21 protein-coding genes are annotated in these 24,304 nt (G+C 63.6%); 10 read left to right on the forward strand and 11 right to left on the reverse strand.

The window, feature by feature from the left end:
* The first annotated feature begins 236 nt into the window (after positions 1-236).
* Together AC4PTB_RS08365 and aroB are read left to right on the forward strand one after the other, a co-directional pair.
* Entirely contained in the window at positions 237-743 is a 507-nt protein-coding gene (locus AC4PTB_RS08365) for a shikimate kinase (protein ID WP_492192607.1), read from the forward strand.
* On the forward strand, positions 744-1,850 hold the full coding sequence (gene aroB / locus AC4PTB_RS08370) for a 3-dehydroquinate synthase (RefSeq protein ID WP_492192550.1): 1,107 nt from the start codon (positions 744-746) through the stop codon (positions 1,848-1,850).
* Positions 1,851-1,910: 60 nt separating this feature from the next.
* On the opposite strand, the gene guaA is transcribed toward aroB, so the two are convergent.
* The 8 genes from guaA to AC4PTB_RS08410 form a co-directional block, all read right to left on the reverse strand.
* A complete protein-coding gene (guaA, locus tag AC4PTB_RS08375) occupies positions 1,911-3,467 on the reverse strand; it encodes a glutamine-hydrolyzing GMP synthase (RefSeq protein ID WP_492192551.1) in 1,557 nt (518 codons plus the stop codon).
* A gap of 100 nt (positions 3,468-3,567) precedes the next feature.
* Positions 3,568-4,917 carry a branched-chain amino acid ABC transporter permease gene (locus tag AC4PTB_RS08380; RefSeq protein WP_492192552.1) on the reverse strand — a complete coding sequence of 450 codons (1,350 nt, stop codon included), beginning with the start codon at positions 4,915-4,917 and terminating at the stop codon, positions 3,568-3,570.
* Positions 4,914-5,921: a branched-chain amino acid ABC transporter permease gene (locus AC4PTB_RS08385; protein WP_492192553.1), complete on the reverse strand. Its 1,008-nt coding sequence runs from the start codon at positions 5,919-5,921 to the stop codon at positions 4,914-4,916. The genes AC4PTB_RS08380 and AC4PTB_RS08385 overlap by 4 nt, the downstream gene beginning before the upstream one ends.
* Positions 5,921-6,301: a hypothetical protein gene (locus tag AC4PTB_RS08390; RefSeq protein ID WP_492192554.1), complete on the reverse strand. Its 381-nt coding sequence runs from the start codon at positions 6,299-6,301 to the stop codon at positions 5,921-5,923. Before AC4PTB_RS08390 ends, AC4PTB_RS08385 begins: the two co-directional genes overlap by 1 nt.
* Position 6,302: 1 nt before the next feature.
* Positions 6,303-7,007 (reverse strand): ABC transporter ATP-binding protein, encoded by a 705-nt coding sequence (locus tag AC4PTB_RS08395; RefSeq protein ID WP_492192555.1) that lies wholly within the window; start codon positions 7,005-7,007, stop codon positions 6,303-6,305.
* Positions 7,004-7,792: an ABC transporter ATP-binding protein gene (locus AC4PTB_RS08400; RefSeq protein ID WP_492192556.1), complete on the reverse strand. Its 789-nt coding sequence runs from the start codon at positions 7,790-7,792 to the stop codon at positions 7,004-7,006. Before AC4PTB_RS08400 ends, AC4PTB_RS08395 begins: the two co-directional genes overlap by 4 nt.
* Positions 7,793-7,900: 108 nt before the next feature.
* Entirely contained in the window at positions 7,901-9,085 is a 1,185-nt protein-coding gene (locus AC4PTB_RS08405; RefSeq protein WP_492192557.1) for an ABC transporter substrate-binding protein, read from the reverse strand.
* 126 nt (positions 9,086-9,211) lie between these two features.
* Positions 9,212-10,186: a GlxA family transcriptional regulator gene (locus AC4PTB_RS08410; protein WP_492192608.1), complete on the reverse strand. Its 975-nt coding sequence runs from the start codon at positions 10,184-10,186 to the stop codon at positions 9,212-9,214.
* A 305-nt stretch (positions 10,187-10,491) separates the two neighbouring features.
* Between AC4PTB_RS08410 and AC4PTB_RS08415 the strand changes: the two genes are divergently transcribed.
* On the forward strand, positions 10,492-11,862 hold the full coding sequence (locus AC4PTB_RS08415) for a class II 3-deoxy-7-phosphoheptulonate synthase (protein ID WP_492192558.1): 1,371 nt from the start codon (positions 10,492-10,494) through the stop codon (positions 11,860-11,862).
* A gap of 69 nt (positions 11,863-11,931) precedes the next feature.
* Here AC4PTB_RS08415 and AC4PTB_RS08420 read toward each other — a convergent pair whose 3' ends face one another.
* A complete protein-coding gene (locus tag AC4PTB_RS08420) occupies positions 11,932-12,678 on the reverse strand; it encodes a PAS domain-containing protein (RefSeq protein WP_492192559.1) in 747 nt (248 codons plus the stop codon).
* A 248-nt stretch (positions 12,679-12,926) separates the two neighbouring features.
* On the opposite strand from AC4PTB_RS08420, the gene AC4PTB_RS08425 reads away from it, so the two are divergent.
* Genes AC4PTB_RS08425 through AC4PTB_RS08435 form a run of 3 tightly spaced genes read left to right on the forward strand, consistent with a single transcriptional unit; the run spans position 12,927 to position 14,962 of the window.
* A complete protein-coding gene (locus AC4PTB_RS08425) occupies positions 12,927-13,799 on the forward strand; it encodes a YicC/YloC family endoribonuclease (RefSeq protein ID WP_492192560.1) in 873 nt (290 codons plus the stop codon).
* Positions 13,800-13,811: 12 nt separating this feature from the next.
* On the forward strand, positions 13,812-14,447 hold the full coding sequence (gmk, locus tag AC4PTB_RS08430) for a guanylate kinase (RefSeq protein WP_492192609.1): 636 nt from the start codon (positions 13,812-13,814) through the stop codon (positions 14,445-14,447).
* Positions 14,444-14,962, forward strand: a complete 519-nt coding sequence (locus AC4PTB_RS08435) for a gamma carbonic anhydrase family protein (protein ID WP_492192561.1) — start codon at positions 14,444-14,446, stop codon at positions 14,960-14,962. The genes gmk and AC4PTB_RS08435 overlap by 4 nt, the downstream gene beginning before the upstream one ends.
* On the opposite strand, the gene AC4PTB_RS08440 is transcribed toward AC4PTB_RS08435, so the two are convergent.
* Positions 14,963-15,358 (reverse strand): hypothetical protein, encoded by a 396-nt coding sequence (locus AC4PTB_RS08440; protein ID WP_492192562.1) that lies wholly within the window; start codon positions 15,356-15,358, stop codon positions 14,963-14,965.
* Positions 15,359-15,523: 165 nt separating this feature from the next.
* On the opposite strand from AC4PTB_RS08440, the gene AC4PTB_RS08445 reads away from it, so the two are divergent.
* Positions 15,524-16,555: a sensor histidine kinase gene (locus AC4PTB_RS08445; protein WP_492192563.1), complete on the forward strand. Its 1,032-nt coding sequence runs from the start codon at positions 15,524-15,526 to the stop codon at positions 16,553-16,555.
* Between the two features lie 132 nt (positions 16,556-16,687).
* On the opposite strand, the gene AC4PTB_RS08450 is transcribed toward AC4PTB_RS08445, so the two are convergent.
* Positions 16,688-18,274: an alpha-glucosidase gene (locus tag AC4PTB_RS08450; RefSeq protein WP_492192564.1), complete on the reverse strand. Its 1,587-nt coding sequence runs from the start codon at positions 18,272-18,274 to the stop codon at positions 16,688-16,690.
* 139 nt (positions 18,275-18,413) lie between these two features.
* Here AC4PTB_RS08450 and AC4PTB_RS08455 point away from each other — a divergent pair, with 139 nt between their 5' ends.
* Genes AC4PTB_RS08455 through glgC form a run of 3 tightly spaced genes read left to right on the forward strand, consistent with a single transcriptional unit; the run spans position 18,414 to position 24,285 of the window.
* Positions 18,414-20,816 (forward strand): glycogen/starch/alpha-glucan phosphorylase, encoded by a 2,403-nt coding sequence (locus AC4PTB_RS08455; protein ID WP_492192565.1) that lies wholly within the window; start codon positions 18,414-18,416, stop codon positions 20,814-20,816.
* 10 nt (positions 20,817-20,826) lie between these two features.
* Entirely contained in the window at positions 20,827-22,995 is a 2,169-nt protein-coding gene (gene glgB / locus AC4PTB_RS08460; protein ID WP_492192566.1) for a 1,4-alpha-glucan branching protein GlgB, read from the forward strand.
* A gap of 18 nt (positions 22,996-23,013) precedes the next feature.
* The gene (gene glgC, locus AC4PTB_RS08465; protein WP_492192567.1) at positions 23,014-24,285 is read left to right on the forward strand and encodes a glucose-1-phosphate adenylyltransferase; all 1,272 of its coding nucleotides are present in this window, start codon (positions 23,014-23,016) and stop codon (positions 24,283-24,285) included.
* The last annotated feature ends 19 nt before the right edge of the window (positions 24,286-24,304 follow it).

Here is a 24,304-nt window from a genome sequence, read left to right on the forward strand (position 1 = left end):
TCTTTTCTTATGCTCGTCCGCGATCGCCTGCACCGGCGGCGCGTCGTTGCTGCGGGGATGCCGCCGAAACGTCGCGCTGGCAAGATTATATATGGCATTTCGACAAAGTTCACGCCATTGAGGGGCGCAAAGATCACGAATGCGCAAGCGCCCGCGGGCGCCGGGCCGGGGAGGGCTGCGTGACCGGGCAAGAGCAAGTTCACCCGCATCTGCAAAAGACGATCGTGCTGGTGGGGATGATGGGGGCGGGCAAGACCGCGGTGGGCACCGCGCTGGCGCGGGCGCTGCGGGTGCCGTTTCACGACAGCGACGAGGAGATCGTCAAGGCGGCGCAGCGTTCGGTTGCCGAGATTTTCGAACGCGATGGAGAGCCGTTTTTTCGCGCCCGCGAATCGGAGGTGATCGCGCGGCTGCTGGCGGGCGCGCCCGGGGTGGTCTCGACCGGCGGCGGCGCGTTTTTGTCCGAGACGAACCGGGCGATGATCGCGCGGCTGGGGGTTTCGGTCTGGCTGCAGGCGGATCTGGAGCTGCTCTGGACCCGGGTCAAGGGCAAGACGACGCGGCCGCTTTTGCGCACGCCCGACCCGAAGGGCACGCTCGCCGAGCTGATCGAGCGGCGCTATCCGGTCTATGCGCTGGCGCAGGTGGCGGTGGAGGCCGAGCCGGGGCTGTCGATCGAGCAGATGGCGCAAAAGGTGATCGAAGCGCTTCGGGGTCGCCCGGGGCTGTTCGCGGAGGAGTGAATGACCGAAGTGGTGAAGGTGGAGCTGGGCGCGCGCGCCTATGAGGTGCGGATCGGTGCCGGGCTTTTGGCGCGGGCGGGGGCGGAAATCGCGCCCTTGTTGCGCAAGCCCAAGGTGGCGGTGGTGGCCGACGAGACCGTGGCCCGGTTGCATCTGGAGGCGCTGCGGGCGGGCTTGGGCGATATCGAGATGGTGTCGATGACGCTGCCCTCGGGCGAGGGGACGAAAAGCTGGCCGCATTTCGAGCGCGTCTGCGAATGGCTTCTGGCGCAAAAGGTCGAGCGCAAGGATATCGTTGTCGCTTTTGGCGGCGGAGTGATCGGCGATCTGGTGGGCTTTGCCGCGGCGGTGCTGCGCCGTGGCGTGCGCTTCGTGCAGATCCCGACGACGCTTCTGGCGCAGGTCGACAGTTCGGTCGGCGGCAAGACCGGGATCAATGTCGCGGCGGGCAAGAACCTGATCGGCGCGTTTCATCAGCCTTCGCTGGTGCTGGCCGATATCGGGCTGCTCGACACGCTGCCGCCGCGCGATTTTCTGGCCGGTTATGGCGAGGTGGTGAAATACGGGCTTCTGGGCGATGCGGCGTTTTTCGACTGGCTCGAGGCGAACGGCCCGGCGATGGCGGCGGGCGACCGGGCCTTGCGGCAATATGCGGTGCGGCGCTCGGTCGAGATGAAGGCCGAGATCGTCGCGCGCGACGAGACCGAAGAGGGCGACCGGGCTTTGCTGAATTTGGGTCACACCTTCTGCCATGCGCTGGAGGCGGCGACGGGCTATTCCGACCGGCTTTTGCATGGCGAGGGGGTGGCGATCGGCTGCGCGCTGGCCTTCGAGCTGAGCCAACGGCTGGGGCTGTGTGCGCAAGAGGCGCCCTCGCGCGTGCGGGCGCATTTGCGCGACATGAAGATGAAGGTGGAACTGGCTGATATTCCGGGCGAATTGCCCGATGCCGAGGGGCTGATCGCGCTTATGGGCCAGGACAAGAAAGTGCTGGATGGCAAGCTGCGCTTCATTCTGGCGCGCGGGATCGGCGCGGCTTTTGTCACCTCGGAGGTGCCGCGCGAGGCGCTGAAAGACCTGCTGGCCGAAGCTTTGGCGCGGCGGTAAGCCATGAAAAAGGCCTGACCGCGCCGGGCGGTCAGGCCTTGCAGAAGCGGCCCTTGCGGGTCACTCCCATTCGATCGTGCCCGGGGGCTTGCTGGTGATGTCGTAGGTCACCCGGTTGATGCCCTTGACTTCATTGATGATCCGCGTCGCGGTTTCGCCCAGGAACTCATGGCTGAACGGGTAGTAATCCGCCGTCATGCCATCGACTGAAGTCACCGCGCGCAAAGCACAGGCGTAATCATAGGTCCGCCCGTCGCCCATCACGCCCACCGTCTTCACCGGCAGGATCGCCACGAAGGCCTGCCAGATCTCGTCGTAAAGCCCGTGCTTGCGGATCTGGTCGATATAGACCGCATCGGCCTTGCGCAGGATGTCGAGTTTTTCCCGCGTGATTTCGCCGGGGCAGCGGATGGCGAGACCCGGACCGGGGAAGGGATGGCGGCCGATGAATTTCTCCGGCAGGCCAAGTTCGCGGCCAAGGGCGCGGACTTCATCCTTGAAAAGTTCACGCAAGGGCTCGACGAGCTTCAGCCCCATCTTTTCCGGCAGGCCGCCGACATTGTGGTGCGATTTGATCGTGACCGAGGGGCCGCCACTGAACGAGACCGATTCGATCACATCGGGGTAAAGCGTGCCCTGGGCGAGGAATTCGGCGCCCTCGATCTTGTTCGCCTCGCGCTGGAACACGTCGATGAAGAGCTTGCCGATGGTCTTGCGCTTCACTTCCGGGTCGGAAACGCCCTCGAGCGCGCCGATGAACAGATCGGCCTCGTCGGCGTGGATCAGCGGGATGTTGTAATTGTCGCGGAACATCGAGACGACCTCGTCGGCCTCGTTCAGCCGCATCAGCCCGTGATCGACGAAGACGCAGGTCAGCTGATCGCCGATGGCTTCATGGATCAGCACGGCCGCGACCGAGCTGTCAACGCCGCCCGAGAGGCCGCAGATCACCCGCTTGTCGCCCACCTGCGCGCGGATTTTCGCAATGGCGTCATCTTTGTAAGACGCCATCGTCCAGTCGCCGGTGAAGCCCGCCAGCCGCACGAAATTTTCGTAAAGCTTGGCGCCTTTCGGGGTGTGGTGCACCTCGGGGTGGAATTGCACGGCGTAGAAATGGCGCGAGACATCGGCGGTGATCGCGAAGGGCGCGCCGGGCGAGGTGCCATAGACTTCAAAGCCCGGGGCGATGCGGGAGACGTGATCGCCGTGGCTCATCCAGACCTGTTCGGGACCTTCGTCGAACCAGCCGCGCAAAAGCGGCAGGACATTTTCCGTGGGGCTCACGAAGGCGCGGCCGAATTCGGCGGTGCCGTGGCCGGTCTCAACGAGGCCGCCCAGTTCCTGCATCATCACCTGCTGGCCGTAGCAGATCCCAAGGATCGGCACCCCAAGGGTGAAGGCGGATTTCGGCGGGCGGGGGGAACCCTCCCGGGTGACCGAATCCGGGCCGCCCGAGAAGATGATGGCCTTGGGGGCGAAATCCTGCAGGAAGGCGTCGGTCACCTTCTGATAGGGGTGGATTTCGCAATAGATGGAAAGCTCGCGCAGGCGCCGGGCGATGAGCTGGGTCACCTGCGAGCCGAAGTCGATGATGAGAAGGCGCTGATGCTGGGTCATGGATGCGGAATAGGTTGGGATGGTCTGGAAAGCAAGAGGCCGGGGGCGCTGCCCCCGGACCCCCGGGATATTTGTGGCAAGATGAAGGGAGGAGCGTCCCTTATCTTTCCGGCAGAAGGCCCCTTGGGCTGAAGCGCAGCACCAAAAGCAGGATCAGCCCCATGATCACCAGGCGCATGTGCGGCGCCGAGTCGAGCAGATGGGTCTTCAGCGTGCCATCGGCCAGATGCGTCGAGACCATGCCCATCAGCGTCGGGCCCCATTCGCCCGCCTTGATCCAGACGAACCAGATCAGCAGGCCGCCCAAAACCGAGCCCCAGTTGTTGCCCGAGCCGCCGACGATCACCATCACCCAGATCAGGAAGGTGTAGCGCAAGGGGTTGTAGGCCGAGGGCGTCATCTGCCCGTCAAGCGAGATCAGCATTGCTCCGGCAAGGCCCAGCACCGCCGAGCCAAGGATGAAGATCTGCAAATGCCGACCGGTGACGTTCTTGCCCATCGCGGCTGCGGCGATCTCGTTGTCGCGGATCGCCCGCATCATCCGGCCCCAGGGCGAGTTCAGCGCCAGCTGCGCCGCCCAGATCAGAAGGCCCAGAACCGCGACGAAGAGCAGGCAATAAAGCACCTTCACCAGCAGCGTCGAGCCGGTCATCGGGTCAAGCCCGAAGCTGGTCGCACGCGCGACAAAGCCCGGGTCCTGTTGCAGGTCCGTCTCGTAAGGCACGGGCCAGGGACGCGGAATCCCGTTCACGTTCAGAACGCCACGGGCCAGCCATTCCTCGTTGCGCAGCACGGCGACGATGATTTCCCCGATGCCGAGCGTGGCGATGGCGAGATAGTCCGAACGCAGGCCAAGCGCGGTCTTGCCCACCACCCAGGCGGCGGCGGCGGCCAGAAGCGCGCCCACCGGCCAGGAGATCAGCACCGGCAGGCCGATGCCGCCCAGATAGCCATAGGCCGAGGGGTTGATCGCCTGGATCGCCGCGACCGCGGGGTCGAAGACGGCGCGATAGGCGAAGAAGCCCGCAACCAGCGTGGCCGCAACCGCCAAGCCGCGCAGACGGGCGGGCAGGCGGCCATGCAGGAAGACCGCCGCCACCAGCGTCGCCATGGCGATGCAAAGCGCGATCAGCACACCCCAGCCGCCCGCGGCGAAGGCGCCGGGCGTCGGCGGCATCGAGACCAGCACCGGCGCAAGCCCGCCCAGGGCCAGAAAACCGACGACGCCGGTGTTGAAAAGCCCGGCATAGCCCCATTGGATGTTCACGCCGAGCGCGAGGATGGCGGAAATCAGCCCCACCCGCAGGATGCCCAGCGCATTGTCCCAATGCCCCGAAAAGAAGCTGTTCGAGACCGTGCCTTCCAGGATGAACAGGACCGCAAGCGCCCCGAACATTGCGGGCGCGCGCCATTTGCCGCCCTTGGCGGCTTTCGGTTGATGCGTGCTCATACCGATTTTCCTTTGAACAGACCGGTGGGCTTGAACAGCAGCACGATGATCAGGATCGCGAAGCTCACCGCGAATTTGTATTCGGTGGACAGCAGTTGCAGCAGCCCCTCGGGTTCGTAGCCGGGGACCAGATACATCGCCACCTTCTTCCAGGCATAGGTGACCGAGACCTCGGAAAAGGCGATCACGAAGCCGCCGGCAATGGCACCCAGCGGATTGCCGAGGCCCCCGACGATCGCCGCGGCGAAGATCGGCAAGAGCAGCTGGAAGTAGTTGAAGGCCTTGAACGACTTGTCGAGGCCGTAAAGCGTGCCCGCAATGGTGGCCAGCGCCGCGGCGATCACCCAGGTCACGGCGACGACGCGGTTCGGGTCGATGCCCGAGAGCAGTGCCAGATCCTCGTTGTCGGCATAGGCGCGCATCGATTTTCCGGTGCGGGTCTTCGCCAGGAACCAGAACAGCGCCCAGACGACGAGTGCGGCTGTGATCACAGTGATCGCGGTACTGCCGCGAATGGCCAGCGCCTCGGTCAGGCCGGTCGCGGCCTTGAAATCGGCAGCCGAGATCAGGAATCGGGCGCCATCGGCGTATTTGATCTCGTCGACGCCGATCAGCACGCGGGTGAGGCCGTTCATCACGAACATCACGCCGACCGACACCATGGTGATGTAGATCGGTGCGGCGCGGACTTTCCGATAATAGCTGTAAACCACCTTGTCGGTCGCCAGCACCATCGCCGCCGTCAGGGCGATGCCGAAGGGCAGGGCCAGCAGCGCCGTCGGCAGCGGACCGAAGCTGATGCCCGCCGATTGCAGCCCCCAGGTGACCAGGATCGTCAGCGCGGTGCCAAAGGCCATGGTGTCGCCATGGGCGAAGTTCGAGAACCGCAAGATGCCATAGATCAGCGTCACGCCCAGCGCGCCCAGCGCCAGTTGTGCGCCATAGGCGGTGGCGGGAACGATGATGTAATTCAGGATCGCCACGAAGGCATTGAGGATATCCATCACTGCACCTCCTCGCAGCGGCCTTCGAAGGCGATCACGAGGGCTTGTCCCTCGGATTGGGTGTGGATCGACAAAACGGCCCCGGAATCGCCGAAGTCGGAGAAGAAATAGGAAGACCCGTCAGAGGGTTGAGAGGCAAAGCTCATTTGCCCCGAGACCGGATCGAAGCCCCCCGCAAGGGCGATCTTGGCGCGGTGGTCGCGGAAGGTGGCCTCGGCGCCATGGGCTTCCAGGGTCACGTTGTAATCTTCCTCGCCGCAGCCGCCCGAGATGCAGGATTGGGTGAAGTGACAGTTCAGCACGAAGGCGCGCTCGGGGTGGATCGTCTCGGCCTGCACCGGCGCGGCCAAGAGCAGGGTTGCCAGAAGGGATGTTTTCATCTCAGCCCCCCAGGAAGGTGCGGCGGACCTCGGGATCGGCCATAAGTGCCGCCCCGGTGTCGGTGTATCTGTTCGCGCCCTGCACCAGAACATAGCCCTGATCGGCGATTTCGAGCGCCTGCCGGGCGTTCTGTTCCACCATCAGGATCGAGATTCCGGTCCGCGCCACCTCGATGATGCGGTCGAAAAGCTCGTCCATGACGATGGGCGAGACCCCGGCGGTGGGTTCGTCCAGCATCAATAATTTGGGTTTCGTCATCAGCGCGCGGCCGACGGCCACCTGCTGGCGCTGCCCGCCCGAGAGTTCCCCGGCGTTCTGATGGCGCTTTTCGCGCAGGATCGGGAACAGCTCATAGACCTGCTCCATCGTGTCGCGGAAATCGTCCTGCCGGATGAAGGCGCCCATTTCGAGGTTCTCCTCGACCGACATCGTCGGGAAGACGTTGTTCACCTGCGGCACGAAGCCCATGCCCTTCTTCACCCGCTCCTGCGGGGAAAGGGCGCTGATGTCCTCGCCATCCAGCGTCACCCGGCCGCCGCGCAGGCGCAACATGCCGAAGACCGCCTTCATCGCGGTCGATTTGCCCGCACCGTTCGGGCCAACGATCACCGCGATCTGGCCCTTTTCCACCTTCAGCGTGCAGCCGTGCAGGATGTCGGCGGCGCCATAGCCGCCGGTCATCTCGGAGGCGTCGAGAAAGCTCATTGTTGCGCCTCCGCCTTGATCTTGTTCTTCAGACCGCGGCCCAGATAAGCCTCGATCACCGCTTCGTTCTGCATGATCGTGGCCGGGCTGCCCTCTGCCAGCACCTTGCCCTCGGCCATGACGATCACCGGATCGCACAGGCGGCCGATGAAATCCATGTCATGTTCGATCACGCAGAAAGTATAGCCGCGTTCCTTGTTCAGCCGCACGATCGCATCGCCGATCGTGTTCAGAAGCGTGCGGTTCACCCCGGCGCCGACCTCGTCCAGAAAGACGATCTTCGCCTCGACCATCATCGTGCGGCCCAGTTCCAGAAGCTTCTTCTGGCCGCCCGAAAGGTTCCCGGCGCGTTCGTTCTTGAGATGAGAAATCGTCAGGAAGTCAAGGACTTCATCGGCCTTCTTCAGAAGGGCCGCCTCTTCCTCGGCGATCCTTCCGCGCCCGAACCAGGCGTTCAGAAGCCGCTCGCCCGACTGGCCCGAAGGCACCATCATCAGGTTTTCCCGCACCGTCATCGTCGGGAATTCATGCGCAATCTGAAAGGTGCGCAACAGCCCCTTGTGAAACAGCTCATGCGGCTTCAGGCCGGTGATGTCCTCGCCCGCCATCGTCACCCGCCCCGAGGTGGGCTTGTGCACCCCGGCGATGACGTTGAAAAGCGTCGACTTGCCCGCGCCATTCGGTCCGATCAACCCGGTGATCGACCCTTTGGCGATTTCTAGCGAGGCACCGTCAACGGCGTGAAAGCCGCCAAAGTGCTTGTGCAGGTTCTCGACCCGGATCATGCAGTCCCCTCGGTGGCCCCGAAGGGCCGGTCTCTGTGCCGTTTTCGGCTTTGTTTTCAAAGGAAACAGCCCGGATTTCTCCGGGCTGCTTCGATCTCTTTCGAAACCTCAGCGGTATTTGACGGTTTCGATCTTGTCGTCCTTGATCTCGATTTCGCGGAAAGTGCCAGCGGATTCGCCCGCACCGATCAGCTCGACCGCGGTCGCGCCCTGATAGTCGATGTCCTGACCGGCGGCGATCAGGTCCAGCGCCTTGCCCAGCTCGCCGGGAAGGATCTTTTCGCCCGGAGCATTGGCGATCTCCGTCACCTTGCCCTTGTAGACGGCCGGATCGGTCGAATTGGCAGCCGCCATCGACAGCATGATCAGCGAGGCGGCATCATAGGCCTCGCCCGAATAGACGCCGGTGCCGTCAAAGCCCGCAGCGGTCGCGAGGGCGAGGAACTTGTCCTTGCCTTCGCCTTCCGACGACGGCATCTGGCCGAAGGAGCCGTTGACTTCCTTGCCGAAATCGGTCTCGAGCTTGCCGCCGACCATGCCGTCGGGGAAGACGAAGGTCGAGAACGCGCCGGTGTCGAGCGCGCCGCGCAGGATGCCCGAACCGCCCTGATCGACATAGCCCGCGATCACCAGCGCCTCGCCACCGGCCGAGGCCAGCGAGGCGACTTCGGCGGAATAATCCGGCTTGCCGTCGTCATGCGCGGCATTGATCGTGACCTTGCCGCCCTTGGCGGTGAAGGCGGCGGCGAAGCTGTCGGCCAGGCCCTTGCCGTAGTCGTTGTTGGTATAGGTCAGCGCCACCGATTTGATGCCGTGTTCCATGATGATGTCGGTCATCACTTCGGACTGGCGCGCATCCGAGGGCGAGGTGCGGAAGAACAGGCCGTTGTCTTCAAGCGAGGACAGCGCCGGCGAGGTGGCCGAGGGCGAAATCATCACGACGCCTTTCGGCATGGCGACGTTTTGCAGCGAGGCGACGGTTTCGCCCGAGCACATGCCGCCGACGATCCCCTTGACGCCATCGGCGGTGATCAGTTTTTCGACGGTGGCCGAGGCTGCCGCCGAGTCGATGCAGGTGCTGTCGCCCCGCACGCCCACGACGGTCGCGCCGCCCATGAACTTGCCCGAGTCGCTCACTTCCTTCATCGCCAGTTCGGCACCCTGCGCCATCGCGGGCGACATCGATTCAAGCGGACCAGTGAAGCCAAGCGAAATGCCCAGTTTCACTTCGTCGGCAAAGGCACCGCCAGCGGTCAGCGCCAGCGTGGCACTTGCCAGGAGAAGCTTCTTCATGTGTTCACTCCCAAATTGGAACATCGTCCTGGCGGCGCAGGTTAGAACCGGAAACTGGAAAAGAAAAGAAGCCAGTTGGTCAGTTTCTGGTCGGATCGGGTCCGTTTTGCGCAACATTCTGACGCATCAGTCAAGAAACGCCTCGTCGAGCCCGTCCAGAACCGTTTCCGGGACGAGTTCGGCCTCCTCCTCCTCGGCCCCGCCCGAGGTGCCGCGTTCGCGATAGGGCGTGGTCTGGTAATGCGCGCGGTAGCATTTCGAAAAATGCGACGGCGAGGCGAAGCCGCAGGCCAGGGCCACGTTGATCACGCTCATTTCCGTTTGCATCAACAGGTTACGCGCCTTTTGCAGGCGGATCTCCATGTAATAGCGCTTCGGCGAGCGGTTCAGATAGCGGCGGAACAGCCGTTCCAGCTGCCGGGTGGACATGCCGACATCCTCGGCCAGTTTCGCCGGGCTGATCGGCTCTTCGATATTGGCCTCCATCTGGCCGATCACCTGGGCGAGCTTCGGATGGCGCACCCCGATGCGGGTCGGAATCGACAACCTCTGCGTGTCCTGATCGGTGCGGATCGAGTTGTAGATCAACTGATCGGCGACCGTATTGGCCAGACCCTCGCCATGATCGCGGGCAATCTGTTTCAGCATCAGGTCGATCGAGGCCGTCCCCCCGGCCGAGGTCAGCCGGTTGCCATCGATCACGAAGACCGATTTCGTCAGCTTCACGCCTTCGAAATCCTCAAGGAAGCTGTCCTGATTCTCCCAGTGGATCGTCGCGCGCTTGCCTTCGAGCAGACCGGCCCGGGCCACCGCCCAGGCGCCGGTGCAGAGGCCGCCCACCGCCGCGCCGCGCCGGGCCTCGCGGCGCAGCCAGTTCAGGATCGGCTTCGTCGTCGCCTCGGCCACATCGATGCCGCCGCAGACCAGCACGGTGTCATCGCGCGAGATCTCCTCCAGTCCCATGTCGACGCGCAGCACCGTTCCGTTCGAACAGGTGACATCCTGACCGTCTTCCGAGGCCAGTTTCCAGTCGTAAAGCCGCAGCCCCGAGACCTGATTGGCCAGTCGCAGCGGCTCGATGGCGCTGGCAAAGGCCATCATGGTGAAACGGTCGAGCAGCAGAAACACATAGCGGCGCGAGCGTTCGGGCGCCGTCAGGCGCACGGTGCCCTGCGACGGCGCGGGACGGGTATGGGTGCGGGGCGTGGTCGAGGGGAGGCGCATTTTGCGACGTCTTTCATGTCGTTTCATGCACGAAATCAGGCTTTGCGTCACAGCGCAAGGGGGCCTTTCGGTCAGGGCAAACCGCTTGCCAGATCAGAGAGAGGGGCCGAAAAACGGGTTTGTTCTATTTGACGCATCGCTTTATAAGGCCGGGCGACGAAAAGCCCTGAAGGGAGTGGATTATGGCCAAGGCATGGACGAAATCGGACTGGCGCGCGAAGCCGCGGGTGCAGATGCCCGATTATCCCGACGCTGCGGCCCTGACCGCGGTCGAGGCGCAGCTGGGCAAGATGCCGCCGCTGGTCTTTGCCGGTGAGGCGCGGCGGCTCAAGGCCGATCTGGCCAAGGCCGCGAAGGGCGAGGCCTTCCTGTTGCAAGGTGGCGATTGCGCCGAAAGCTTCACCGAATTCCATGCCGACAACCTGCGTGACACGTTCAAGGTGTTGTTGCAGATGGCCATCGTGCTGACCTGGGGCGCCAAGGTTCCGGTGATCAAGGTCGGGCGGATGGCGGGGCAATTCGCCAAGCCGCGCTCGGCGCCGACGGAAATCATCGGCGGGGTCGAATATCCGAGCTACCGCGGCGATATCGTGAACGGGTTCGAGGCGACGCAGGAAGCCCGGCTGCCCGATCCGAACCGGATGCTGCAGGCCTATACCCAGGCGGCGGCCTCGCTCAACCTGCTGCGGGCGTTTTCGACCGGCGGCTATGCCGATATTCACCGCGTGCAAAGCTGGATTTCGGGCTTTACCGACGAGGCCGATGCCGCGCGCTATCGCGAAGTGGCCGAGCGGATCTCGGATGCGATGGATTTCATGGCCGCCGCGGGCGTGACCTCGGAGACGGCGCATCAGCTGGGCAAGGTGGATTTCTACACCAGCCACGAGGCGCTGCTGCTGGAATATGAAGAGGCCCTGTGCCGGATCGACAGCACGACGGGGCTGCCGATCGCGGGTTCGGGGCATATGCTGTGGATCGGCGACCGGACCCGGCAGGTCGATGGCGCGCATGTCGAATTCTGCCGCGGCGTGCAAAACCCGATCGGGTTGAAATGCGGCCCCTCGACCACCGAGGAAGACCTCAAGCTGTTGATGTCCAAGCTCAATCCTGCGAATGAGCCGGGGCGTCTGACGCTGATCGCGCGCTTTGGCGCGGGCAAGGTGGGCGAGCATCTGCCGCGGCTGATCCGCACCGTTCAGGCCGAGGGGGCGCAGGTGCTTTGGACCTGCGATCCGATGCATGGCAACACGATCAAATCGGCCTCGGGCTTCAAGACGCGGCCGTTTGAATCGGTGCTTCGCGAAGTGCGCGAGTTCTTCGCCATCCACAAGGCCGAGGGCACGATCCCGGGTGGCGTGCATTTCGAGATGACCGGCAAGGATGTGACCGAATGCACCGGCGGCGTGCGGGCGGTCTCGGATGAAGACCTGTCGAGCCGCTATCACACCGCCTGCGATCCGCGGCTGAATGCCAGCCAATCGCTGGAGCTGGCCTTCCTCGTCGCCGAGGAGCTGCAGGATCTGCGCGTGATGAAAAAGGCGGCGGGGCTTTAAGAGTGCCCCTCAATGCACTGATCTAAAAAGAAAAGACCCGGCACTTGGCCGGGTCTTTTTCTTTCGGGCTTACTTCACCACCCGGAACATCGCCCGGCGTTCCTCGGGTGTCATCGCCGAAACCGGCGGCTGCGGCGGCTGCGCCACCGGGGTCCGGGCGGCGGGCGCGGGGGCGAGCGTCGGCGCTTTCGGCGCCGCCAGATGCGGCAGGCGCTTGCCCAGACCGAAGGCCTCGGGCGTCACCGGCGCGGGCTGCGGCGCGGCAGAGGCGCAGGGTTTGACAGGCTGCACATGCACGGCATCGACCAGGAAGCGGCGCGGGGTGCGGCCGATGCCCTGACCTTCGCCGACAAGGCAGCCCAGAATGCGGGTCACATCGCCCATGTCCGAGGTCATCGGCAGAAGCAGCAGCCGCGCCGTCATCGGCGGCTTGCCGATCCCGGCCTCTGCGGTCAGCACCAGTTCCGCGATGGCGGGGCCCTGAAACACCGCCTCGGTCGCGTCGGCGACACGCTTGCGGCCCTCGGGGGTGAACATCGCGGTCAGCGGCATTCCGCGAATTTCCATCCCCATCAGATCGTTCAGATGCATCCCCGCCAGACGGAAGCGGCCCATGCCGGGGGCGACGCGTTCCAGAATGAAGGCATATTCGAGCGCGTTTTCCAGACCGCGCGGGTCGATGTCGGCGCGGGCGGGCACGTCGCGACCGGCGCGCAGCCCTTCCCAATAGGCGCGCATCTGCGCCACGATGCGCCGTCCGACGCCAGCCTGCCCAAGCCGTGCCACTTTTTCAACTGTGTCGAAGTCGCGGTCCATCGTCATTCTTCCCGTGTTTGCGGCCGCAGCCGCGCCATCCCGATGCAGCCTGAGGCTGCGACTGTCCCTGCAGCCGAGGCTGCCGTCCCCTGCACCCCCGGCCTTTGGCGTTTCGGGTCTTTCGGTTGACCCCGGGGATGAAATGCTTACTGAAGTCTTAATACGCCTTTTTTCGGCCACATGGGGAACTAAAGTCTTAAATGGTTAAACCTGTCTCTAACGCCCGAACGCCACAAGGCCCGCTTTCGATGACCGGCTTTGCCGCGGTTTCCGGCTCCGGCCAGGGTCACGACTGGGTCTGGGAAATCCGCTCCGTCAATGGCAAGGGGCTGGATCTGCGGCTGCGCCTGCCCGAGCTGGAGGGGCTGGAAGGGGCCGCGCGGGCGGCTTTGACGCAGCGGGTATCGCGCGGGAATATCCAGCTTTCCCTGAGGCTTGTGCGGGGAAGTGCAGCAGAGCGGCTGCGCCTTTCGGGGCCTGGCCTGACCGCCGCGCTGGCGGCTTTGCGCGAGATCGAGGAGGCGGCGCGGCTGCATGGGGTCAGCCTGGCGCCGGCGCGGGCCACGGACCTGCTGTCGCTGCGCGGCGTGCTGGATCAAGGCGGGGCCGAGACCGAGGATCAGGCGCCGCTGCGCGATGCGCTGCTCGCCGATCTGGATCGGCTTTTGGTGGATTTTCTGGCAATGCGTGCGGCGGAAGGCCGTCAGCTTGGTGGCATAATTGTGGCGCAGATCGACAGAATCGCCGAGCTGACCGAACAGGCGGCCAAGGTGGCCGAGGCGCGGCGGCCCGAGGTGGCGGCGGCGTTGCAGGCGTCGCTTGCCCGGGTGCTGGAGACCGGGGGCGATCCGCAGCGGGTGGCGCAGGAGCTGGCGCTTTTGGCGGTGAAGGCGGATGTGACCGAGGAAATTGACCGGCTGCGGGCGCATGTGGCGGCGGCGCGGGCGCTTTTGGCCGAGCCCGGGCCGATCGGGCGCAAGTTCGATTTCCTGACGCAGGAATTCGTGCGCGAATCGAATACGCTCTGTTCGAAATCGGGATCGACCGCGTTGACGGCGATCGGGCTTGACCTGAAACATGTGATCGACCAGATGCGCGAGCAGATTCAGAACGTGGAGTAAGTCATGCCCGAAATGCGGCGCCGGGGCCTTTTGATCATCCTGTCCTCGCCCTCGGGGGCGGGAAAGTCGACGCTGGCGCGGCGGCTGATGGCCTGGGATGCGTCGCTGTCGTTTTCGGTCTCGGCAACGACGCGCAACCCGCGCCCGGGCGAGGTGGACGGGCGGGAATATTATTTCCGCAACCGTGCCGAATTCGAGGCGATGGTGGCGGCGGGCGAGATGCTGGAACATGCCGAGGTCTTCGGCAATCTTTACGGCACCCCCTCGGCCCCGGTCGAGGCGCGGCTGGCCGAGGGGCGCGACGTGATCCTCGACATCGACTGGCAGGGCGGGCAGCAGGTGCGGCGCTCGAAACTGGCGCAGGATGTGGTGTCGATCTTCATTCTGCCGCCCTCGATTGCCGATCTGGAGCGCCGGTTGCGGATGCGCGCGCAGGACAGCGACGAGGTGATCGCCGGGCGGATGGCGAAAAGCCGCGACGAGATCAGCCATTGGGGCGAATATGATTACGTGGTGATCAACCGCGATATCGCGGCGTCTGAGGCCGAGCTGGTGACGATTTTGCAGGCAGAACGGGCGCGGGCGGTGCGCCAGCCCGGGCTGACCGAATTCGTGCGCGGGCTGAACAGGGAGTTCGAGGCACGATGATCTATGCGCTGGACGGGATTGCCCCGGTGCTGGGGCCGGAGGTCTGGGTGGCGCCCGATGCGAATGTGATCGGCAAGGTGGTGCTGGAGGAGGGCGCCTCGGTCTGGTTTGGCTGCAGCTTGCGCGGCGACAACGAGGAGATTCGGGTCGGGGCCGGAACGAATTTGCAGGAATCGGTGATCTGCCATACCGACATGGGGTTTCCGCTCGTCATCGGCGCGCATTGCACCATCGGGCATCGGGCGATGCTGCATGGCTGCACGATCGGCGAGGGCTCTCTCATCGGGATGGGGGCGGTGGTGCTGAACGGCGCGCAGATCGGGCGCGGCTGCCTGATCGGTGCCGGGGCGCTGATCACCGAGGGCAAGGAGATCCCGGACGGATCGCTGGTGATGGGCGCGCCGGGCAAGGTGGTGCGGGCGCTTGATGCGGTGGCGCAGGCGCGGCTGTTGCAATCAGCCGTGCATTACCGCGCCAATGCGGCGCGGTTCGCCCGCGGGTTGACGCCGGTCTGATCAGTTCCAGGTGGGCGGCACTTCCAGAATGTCGAAATCGCGCGCTCCCCAGATCTGGCGCACTTCGGCACAGACGATCGCGGTATTGGGCAGGGGCGGCGAATAGGCTCGCAGCGGCCCCTGATAGCCCAGCCGGTCGAGCAGGCGGGCGAGATTGAGGATGTCATGCCCCGGGCTGAACAGCGGCGAAAGCACGACATCGGGGCAGACGCGGGCGAGCATCCCGGCGTCGATCTTGGCCAGCCGTGCGATGGTGATCGAAGCGCCCTGCACGCCGCGCAGCGCACGCGGCAGGGATTGCGACGGATCAACCACCAGGATGCGGCGTCCGGCCAGCGTCAGCTCGGCGGGTTCAAGACGGTGTCTGCCTTTGGGAGAATCGGTCGGCGGGGGCATCATTCCATCCGGTATTGCGATGGAACCCCATCGCTTATGACACTTTGCTCCGCGAATTGTGCAAAAGCTTAGCCCCCCTCGCTTTTGCATGCGGCCTTGAACTTGCGTATCGTTTCCCCGAAGCTTGTTCGGGTCAAGCAGTGGAAATGGCAGGGTGACCGAAAAATGGCGGATTCGTCAATAATCTCCTTGGCCGATACGTTACCGTTTCCGATCCTGCTCGTGTCTCCCGCGCAGCGGGTGCTGCATGCCAATTCCGGCGCCGAAGCGCTGCTGGGAACGGGGCTGGTGGGGCGGACGCTGGTGACGGTTTTGCGCCAGCCCGGGCTGATCGAGGCGGTCGAGGCGGTGCTGGCCGGGCAGGGGCGTCAGCAGGTGCGGCTGCGGCTGGGCAGTCAGGGGCGGGAGTCGCAGGTGCTGGTCACGGTCGCCGCACTGGCCGAGGGATCGCTGGTGCTGACCTTCGAAGATCGCACCGCGGTCGAGACCGCCGAGGCGATGCGGCGCGATTTCGTCGCCAATGTCAGCCACGAGCTGCGCACGCCGCTGACCGCGCTGATGGGCTTTGTCGAGACGCTGCGCGGCGCGGCCAAGGATGATCCGGTGGCGCGCGACCGCTTTCTGGCGATCATGGAACGGGAAGCCGGGCGGATGAACCGGCTGGTCGGCGATCTGCTGTCGCTCAGCCGGGTCGAGGCCGAGGAGCGGCGGCGGCCGACGACGGGCACGGATCTGGGGGCGGTGTTGCGCGGTGCGATGCAGGCGCTGGCGCCCCTGGCCGAGGCGCGTCAGGTGCAGTTGCTCCGCGAGGGCCTGACCGAGGGGCTGAAGATCCCCGCCGATCCCGACCAGCTGACGCAGGTTTTCACCAATCTGATCGAGAACGCGATCAAATACGGCGGCAGCGGCGGGGAGGTGCGGATTTCCGTCGATAAGATCGATTATGAGCCGGTTTTGCGGGGCGCGGCCTTGCGGGTCGTGGTGGCGGATCGTGGCGAGGGCATCGATCCGATTCACCTGCCGCGACTGACCGAGCGGTTCTATCGCATCGACACCCATCGCTCGCGCGAACAGGGCGGAACCGGGCTCGGGCTGGCAATCGTCAAGCATATCGTGCTGCGCCATCGCGGGCGGATGAAGATCGAAAGCGAAAAGGGGCAGGGCAGCCGGTTCCTGATCCTGCTGCCGGTGTCCTGATCCCGAGGGGTTTCCGGGGGGGCGTTCGACCGGAAGGCCTTCCAGCGGAAAGCTTTCCGATCCTGTCTTGTCGCGGGATATTTTCAGCAAGATGAAAAGGATAGAGTTTGTTCTTTATCCGTTCCCGTGTCTTCAGCTCAGCCAGAGCACGCCATTCGGGCCTAGCTGCACGGTGCCTTCCTTGATCGTTGCCGCCACCACCGGTCCGGTCGGTGTGCCGATAATCCCGCTCAACGATACCGGATCAGGGCCGAGATTGAACAGGCAGGTCAGGCTTTCCGTCTCGGTCTCGCGCCGGAAGCCCAGCACCGGATCGGGCAGGTCAAGGAAGCGGGTGCGGCCGGTGCGCAGCGCGGCGCTGGCGCGGCGGAAGGCCAGAACGGCGCGGTAATGATGCAGCGCCGAGGCCGGATCGGCTTCCTGGGCGGCCACATTGCGCGCCAGCTGCGGGGCCTTGACCGGAAGCCAGGGCTTGACCGTGCTGAAGCCACCCTGCGTCGTGCCATCCCAGACCATCGGCGTCCGACAGCCATCGCGCCCCTTGTTTTCCGGCCAGAAGCGCAATCCGGGCGGATCGGTCAGCTCCTCATAAGCGAGGTCGGTTTCGGTCTGCCCCAGTTCCTCGCCCTGATAAAGCCCGATCGTGCCCTCGAAGGAGGCCAGCATCGAGATGGCCAGTTTCGCCACCGCATCCTGTTGGCCGTGTTTCGCCCAGCGGGTGACGTGACGATTGACATCGTGGTTGGAGAAGGACCAGGACGGCCAGCCGTCGGGGGCGGCGCGGAAAAAGCCGTCAAGCACCTTGCGGAAATGCGCGGGCGCGAAGTTTGGCCCCAGCATGTCGAAGCTGTAGGCCATGTGCAGATGCGCCGCTCCGGAGGTGTATTCGGCCATCAGGGGCAGCGCGCGATGCGGCACTTCGCCGATCTCGCCGACCATGCAGCGGTTCTCGTACTGATCCAGAAGCTTGCGCATTCGCGCAAGGAAATCAAGGTTTTCCGGCCGGTTCTTATCGTAAGCGTGATCTTGCATGTCATAGGTCGAGACCGGGGGCCAGCGCGCCGGGTCGGGGGGCATCGGCGGGTTGTCGCGCAGTGCGCCATCGTGGATATAGTAGTTCACCGTGTCGAGCCGGAAGCCGTCGACGCCGCGATCAAGCCAGAACCGCAGCACATCGAGCATCTCGTCCTGGACCTCGGGATTGCGCAGGTTCAGATCGGGCTGCGAGATCAGGAAATTGTGCAGATAATACTGGCCGCGCTCGGGCGCCCATTCCCAGGACGAGCCGCCAAAGACCGACTGCCAGTTGTTCGGCGGCGATCCGTCGGGCTTCGGATCGGCCCAGACATACCAGTCGGCCTTGGCGCCACGCTTTTTCGAATCGGCAAACCAGGGGTGGCGATCCGAGGAATGGCTGAGCACCTGGTCGATGATCACCTTGAGACCAAGATCATGGGCGCGGGCGAGCAGCGCGTCGAAATCTGCCAGCGTGCCGAACACCGGATCGATGTCGCGATACTCCGACACGTCATAGCCCATGTCCTCCATCGGCGAGCGGAAAATCGGGCTGAGCCAGATCGAATCTGCGCCGAGCTTTGCGACATGGGGCAGCCTTTCGGTGATGCCTTTCAGGTCGCCGATGCCGTCGCCGTTCGAATCCTGAAAACTGCGCGGATAAATCTGGTAGATCACCGCGCCCCGCCACCAATCTCTGCCCATCGTCATCTCCGTGCCACTATATGAAGCAAGCATAGGCGCATTCCTTGCCGCGGCAATGACAGAACGTCCGATGGGGCGGGTTCGGCTTGACGGCGGCGGGGCGGCATCCCATCAAGGGGGTGGGAGAACGAAGAAGGGTTTGACAGTGAGAGATGCAAGCGCGCCCAGCGTCGAGGCTTTCCGGGCGGAAATCCTGCGCCATCTGACCTATTCCATGGGCAAGGATGCGGGCCATGCCTCGCTTTACGACTGGCGCATGGCATTGAGCCTTGCGCTGCGTGATCACATTGTCGGGCCCTGGTTCGACGCCACCCGGCAAACCTATGACCAGGGCCGCAAGCGGGTCTATTACCTGTCGATGGAATTCCTGATCGGCCGGATGCTTGAGGATGCCGCGATCAATCTGGGCATGCGCTCGATTGCGCGCGAGGCGATCGAGGGGCTGGGGCAGGACTGGCATCAGGTCGTCGAGGATGAACCGGATGCGGCGCTTGGGAACGGCGGTCTGGGGCGGCTTGCGGCCTGTTACATGGAAAGCATGGCGACGCTGGGCTGTGCGGGGTATGGCTATGGGATCCGCTACGAGCACGGGCTTTTCCGGCAATGGTTCGATGCCGGCAAGCAGGTGGAGACCCCGGAGGACTGGCTGAAACAGCGTCACCCCTGGGAATTCGAGCGGCCCGAAGTCTGTTATGAGATCGGGTTCAAGGGCACGGTCGAGATCGTGAACGGTACATCGGTCTGGACACCGGCGGAAACGGTGATCGCCGAAGCTTATGACATGCCGGTGATCGGCTGGCAGGGACGCTGGGCAAACACCTTGCGGCTTTGGGCGGCAAAACCGACGGCGCCTTTCGATCTGGCGCGCTTCAACCATGGCGATTTTGCCGCCGCTGCGGAGCCGGAGGCCTTGGCACGCACGCTCAGCCGCGTGCTCTATCCCGATGACACTACGTTCCAGGGCAAGGAACTGCGCCTGAAACAGGAGTATTTCCTGACCTCGGCGGCGTTGCAGGACATCTTGCGCCGTCATTTGGCCGCCGGTCTGGCCCTGACAGATATGCCTGATCACGTCGCGATCCAGATGAACGACACCCATCCCGCGATCGCAGGTCCAGAGCTGATCCGGCTGCTCAGCGACGTGCATGGCATGAGCTTCGATGAGGCGCTGGAGATCGGCGTCAAATGTCTGGGCTATACCAATCACACGCTGTTGCCCGAAGCGCTAGAACGCTGGGCGACCTATCTGATGAGCTCGGTTTTGCCGCGGCATATGCAGATCATCGAGGCGATCGATGCCTGGCATTTGCGGATGAATCCGACGCGACCGCATTATGTGGGGATCGTCAAGCATCACGAAGTGCGGATGGGCGAATTGGCCTTCATCACTTCGCACAAGGTGAATGGGGTTTCGGCGCTGCATACGGAGCTGGTGAAGAAGAACCTGTTTCCCGAACTTGACAAGCTGCATCCCGGGCGGATCATCAACCAGACCAACGGGGTGACGCCGCGGCGCTGGTTGCGCATGGCCAATCCGGCGCTGTCGCGGTTGATTTCCGAGGCCATCGGCTCGGGCTGGGAGGCGGATCTCGACCGTCTGCGCGAACTGGATAAACTGAGCGAAGACAAGACGTTCCGGGACGACTTTGCGAAGGCCAAGCGGGAAAACAAACTCGCTTTGGCACGTTGGATCGCGCAAACGCAGGGGGTGGCGGTCAACCCGGATGCGCTGTTTGACGTGCAGGTCAAGCGGATCCACGAATACAAGCGTCAGCTGCTGAACATCCTGCAAACGATCGCCGAGTGGCATGTCATCCGCTCCAATCCGACCGCCGAGGTCGTGCCGCGGGTGAAGATCTTCGGCGGCAAGGCCGCGCCCGGATATCAGGCCGCGAAAGAGATCATCCGGCTGATCAACGATGTGGCGCGGGTGGTGAACAACGATCCTTACGTCGGGGACCGGCTGAAGATCGTGTATCCGCCGAATTACAATGTCTCGATGGCAGAGCGGTTGATCCCGGCCGCGGATCTGTCCGAACAGATCTCGACCGCGGGCAAGGAGGCCTCGGGCACCGGGAACATGAAATTCGCGCTGAACGGCGCGCTGACCATCGGCACGCTGGATGGCGCCAATGTGGAGATCCGCGAGCAGGTCGGGGCGGAGAATTTCTTTCTGTTCGGCCTCACCGCGGAAGAGGTGGTGGAGCGGCGCAAGGATCCCGAACATGCGCGCCATGCGATCCTGAAAAGCCAGCCGCTGCAGGATGTGTTGCAGATGATCGCCGAGGGGCGTTTCTGTCCCGAGGAACCCAGCCGCTACCACGGTCTTGTCCATAACATGTGGCACAGTGATTATTTCCTGGTCGCGTCGGATTTCGAGGCCTATCGCGATGCGCAGACGGAAGTGGACCAGACCTTTGCCGAGCCGGATCGGTGGTGGCGGATGGCGATCCTGAACACGGCGCGGATGGGGTTTTTCTCCTCCGACCGCGCCATTCGTGGTTACATGACGGATATCTGGGGGACCGAATCCGCCCTTTGAAGGTGAAGGAATGTCGATGATCTTGTCTGCCGAGGCGCTGGCGCTGGCCGAGGGCCGGCATGACGATCCGTTTTCGATTCTGGGCTGGCATCAGACCCCGGAGGGGGGCCGTGTCGTGGCGCTCGTGCCGGGGGCCGAGCAGGTCTGGGCCATTTCCAAGGAAACCGGGGCGGAATCTGAACTTCAACATGTAACCGGCGGACTCTTTTCAGGAAAATGGGAAGGCGAAGGATATCGTCTGCGCGCTCGCAATGCGCAATCGACCTGGGATTTCGAAGATGCCTATGCGTTCGGTCCGGTGCTTGGCGAAATCGACGAATATCTGATCGGAGAAGGGACGCACCGCCGTCTGTGGCAGGTTCTGGGCGCGCATGTGATCTGGCACGAGGGGATCCGCGGCGTGCATTTTGCGGTCTGGGCGCCCTCGGCGCGACGGGTGTCCGTCGTCGGCAATTTCAACATCTGGGACGGCCGCCGACATCAGATGCGCCGCCGCGGCGCGACGGGGGTTTGGGAAATCTTCGTGCCCGGCCTGATGGCGGGCGAGGTCTACAAATATGAAATCCTGTCGGCCGATGGTGTCGTTCAGCCGCTCAAGGCCGATCCGGTCGGCTTCGGCGCCGAGCATCCGCCGCAGACGGCGTCTCAGGTGCGCGAGCTTGGGCTGCATCTGTGGGGCGACGGCGCCTGGATCGGGCAGCGCCAGAAGATGCAGGACATTCATGCGCCGATTTCGATTTATGAGGTGCATCTCGGGTCCTGGCGACGGATCTGGGATCAGGGGGGGCGGCCTCTGAGCTATCAAGAACTCGCCGGACAACTGGTCGATTATGTCGTCGAGATGGGGTTCACGCATATCGAGCTTTTGCCGATAACCGAATTTCCCTTTGACGGATCCTGGGGCTATCAGCCGATCGGGCTTTATGCGCCGACCATCCGCCATGGTCGCCCCGAGGAATTCGCAGCCTTTGTCGATGCCGCGCATCGCCGCGGTGTGGGGGTGATCCTGGATTGGGTGCCGGGGCATTTTCCGACCGACGATCACGGATTGCGTCGTTTCGACGGCACCTCGCTTTACGAACATGCCGATCCGAAAGAAGGGTTCCATCAGGACTGGAATACCCTGATCTACAATTACGGTCGGCGCGAAGTGAAGAATTTCCTGCTGGCCAATGCGCTGTTCTGGCTTGAGGAGTATCACCTCGACGGGCTCAGGGTCGATGCCGTGGCCTCGATGCTTTATCGCGACTACTCGCGACGGGATGGCGAATGGGTGCCCAATGCCCATGGCGGCCGGGAAAACCTGGAGGCGATCGATTTTCTGAAAGAGGTCAATGCCGAGGCCTATGGCGGCGCCCCGGGGATCATGACGGTGGCCGAGGAAAGCACGGCCTTTCCGGGGGTGACCCGGCCGGTGCATCTGGGCGGGCTTGGCTTCGGTTACAAGTGGAACATGGGCTGGATGAATGACAGCCTGCGCTATTTTTCCCGCGATCCGATCCATCGCCGCTGGCATCACAATGAACTTACGTTCGCAAGTTCATACACTTACAGTGAGAACTTTATCCTGCCGATCAGCCATGACGAGGTTGTTCACGGCAAGGGATCCATGCTGGGCAAGATGCCGGGAGACGGGTTGCAGAAATTCGCCAACCTGCGGGCCTTCTATGCGTTCCAATGGGCGCATCCGGGCAAGAAACTGCTCTTCATGGGGCAGGAGTTCGCGCAGGGGCGCGAATGGGCGCATCAGGGCGCCCTTGACTGGCACCTTCTGGATGACCCGCTGCACCGCGGCATGCAGGCTTTGGTGCGCGATCTGAACAAGCTTTATCGCGATACCCCGGCCTTGCATTGGGGCGATTGCGACCCCTCCGGTTTCGACTGGATCGAGGCGGATGATGCCGAAGCCTCGGTTTATGTTTTCGAACGTCGCGCCCCCGGGGCGGATCCGGTTGTGGTCGCGGCCAATCTGACGCCAATCGACCGCACCTATCGCATCGGCCTTCCCCAGGCGGGGACCTGGTGCGAGATCTTCAATTCCGACAGCGGCTATTATGGCGGCGCGAACTGGGGAAATCTCGGCGCGATCGAGGCTGAAGAGATTGCCACCGCACGACGCCCGTTCAGCGCCGAGGTCTATCTGCCGCCACTCTCCGTGGTGATGTTCACGCCCGCCTGAGGCGCAAGGGAGGAAAGCATGAAACCGCAACCGAACCAGAGGCTTTCGTCACAGGCCATGGCCTTCGTTCTGGCGGGCGGTCGGGGGAGCCGTCTGAATGAATTGACCGACCGGCGTGCGAAACCTGCGGTCTATTTCGGCGGCAAGACGCGCATCATCGATTTTGCATTGTCGAATGCGCTCAACTCCGGCATTCGCAAGATGGCAATCGCGACGCAGTACAAGGCGCATAGCCTGATCCGTCACATGCAGCGGGGCTGGAACTTCTTCCGTGCGGAACGGAATGAATATCTTGATATTCTTCCGGCAAGTCAGCGGATCGATGAAAGCAAATGGTATCTGGGCACGGCCGATGCCGTGGCGCAGAACATCGACATCATCGAAGATTATGACGTTAAATACGTGATCATTCTGGCGGGCGATCACGTCTACAAGATGGATTATGAGGTGATGTTGCTGCAGCATGTGCTGAGCAAGGCCGATGTGACGATCGGTTGCCTGACGGTCCCGCGCGCCGAAGCCTCGGCTTTCGGTTGTATGGCTGTCGACAAGACCGGGCGCATCACCCAGTTCGTCGAGAAGCCGGCCAATCCACCGGGGTTGCCCGAAGATCCGACCCATTCTTTGGTCTCGATGGGGATCTATGTCTTCGACTGGGTGTTCCTGCGCGAGTTGCTGATCCGCGACGCCGAGGATCCGCATTCAAGCCACGACTTTGGCCATGACCTGATCCCGCAGATCGTGAAATACGGCAAGGCGATGGCACATCGTTTCTCGGAAAGCTGCGTGACCTCGGGGCTCGAACACGAGCCTTATTGGCGCGATGTCGGAACGATCGACGCCTTCTGGCAGGCCAATATCGACCTGACGGAATTCACGCCGAAGCTTGATCTTTATGATAATGCCTGGCCGATCTGGACCTATGCCGAGATCGTGCCGCCGGCGAAATTCATCCATGACGAAGACGGGCGGCGCGGCAGTGCGGTCAGTTCGCTGATCTCGGGGGATTGTATCGTTTCGGGCTCCGAAGTGCGCAACTCGCTGCTGTTCACCGGATGCCGGGCTCATAGTTGGTCGACAGTTCAACATGTTGTCGCCCTTCCTTATGTCGATATCGGCGAACGCGCGCAGCTGAAGAATTGCGTCATCGACCGTGGGGTGAAGGTTCCGCCGGGGCTCGTCGTCGGCGTGGATCCGGAGGAAGATATGAAGTGGTTCCGGCGCACCGAGGGGGGGATCGTGCTGATCACGCAAAGCATGCTTGACGCCCGCGCGGCGGCTCTGGACTGAGGCGGCAACAGCTTTGATG

The sequence above is a fragment of the Rhodobacter sp. 4.3.4 genome (assembly GCF_058724655.1).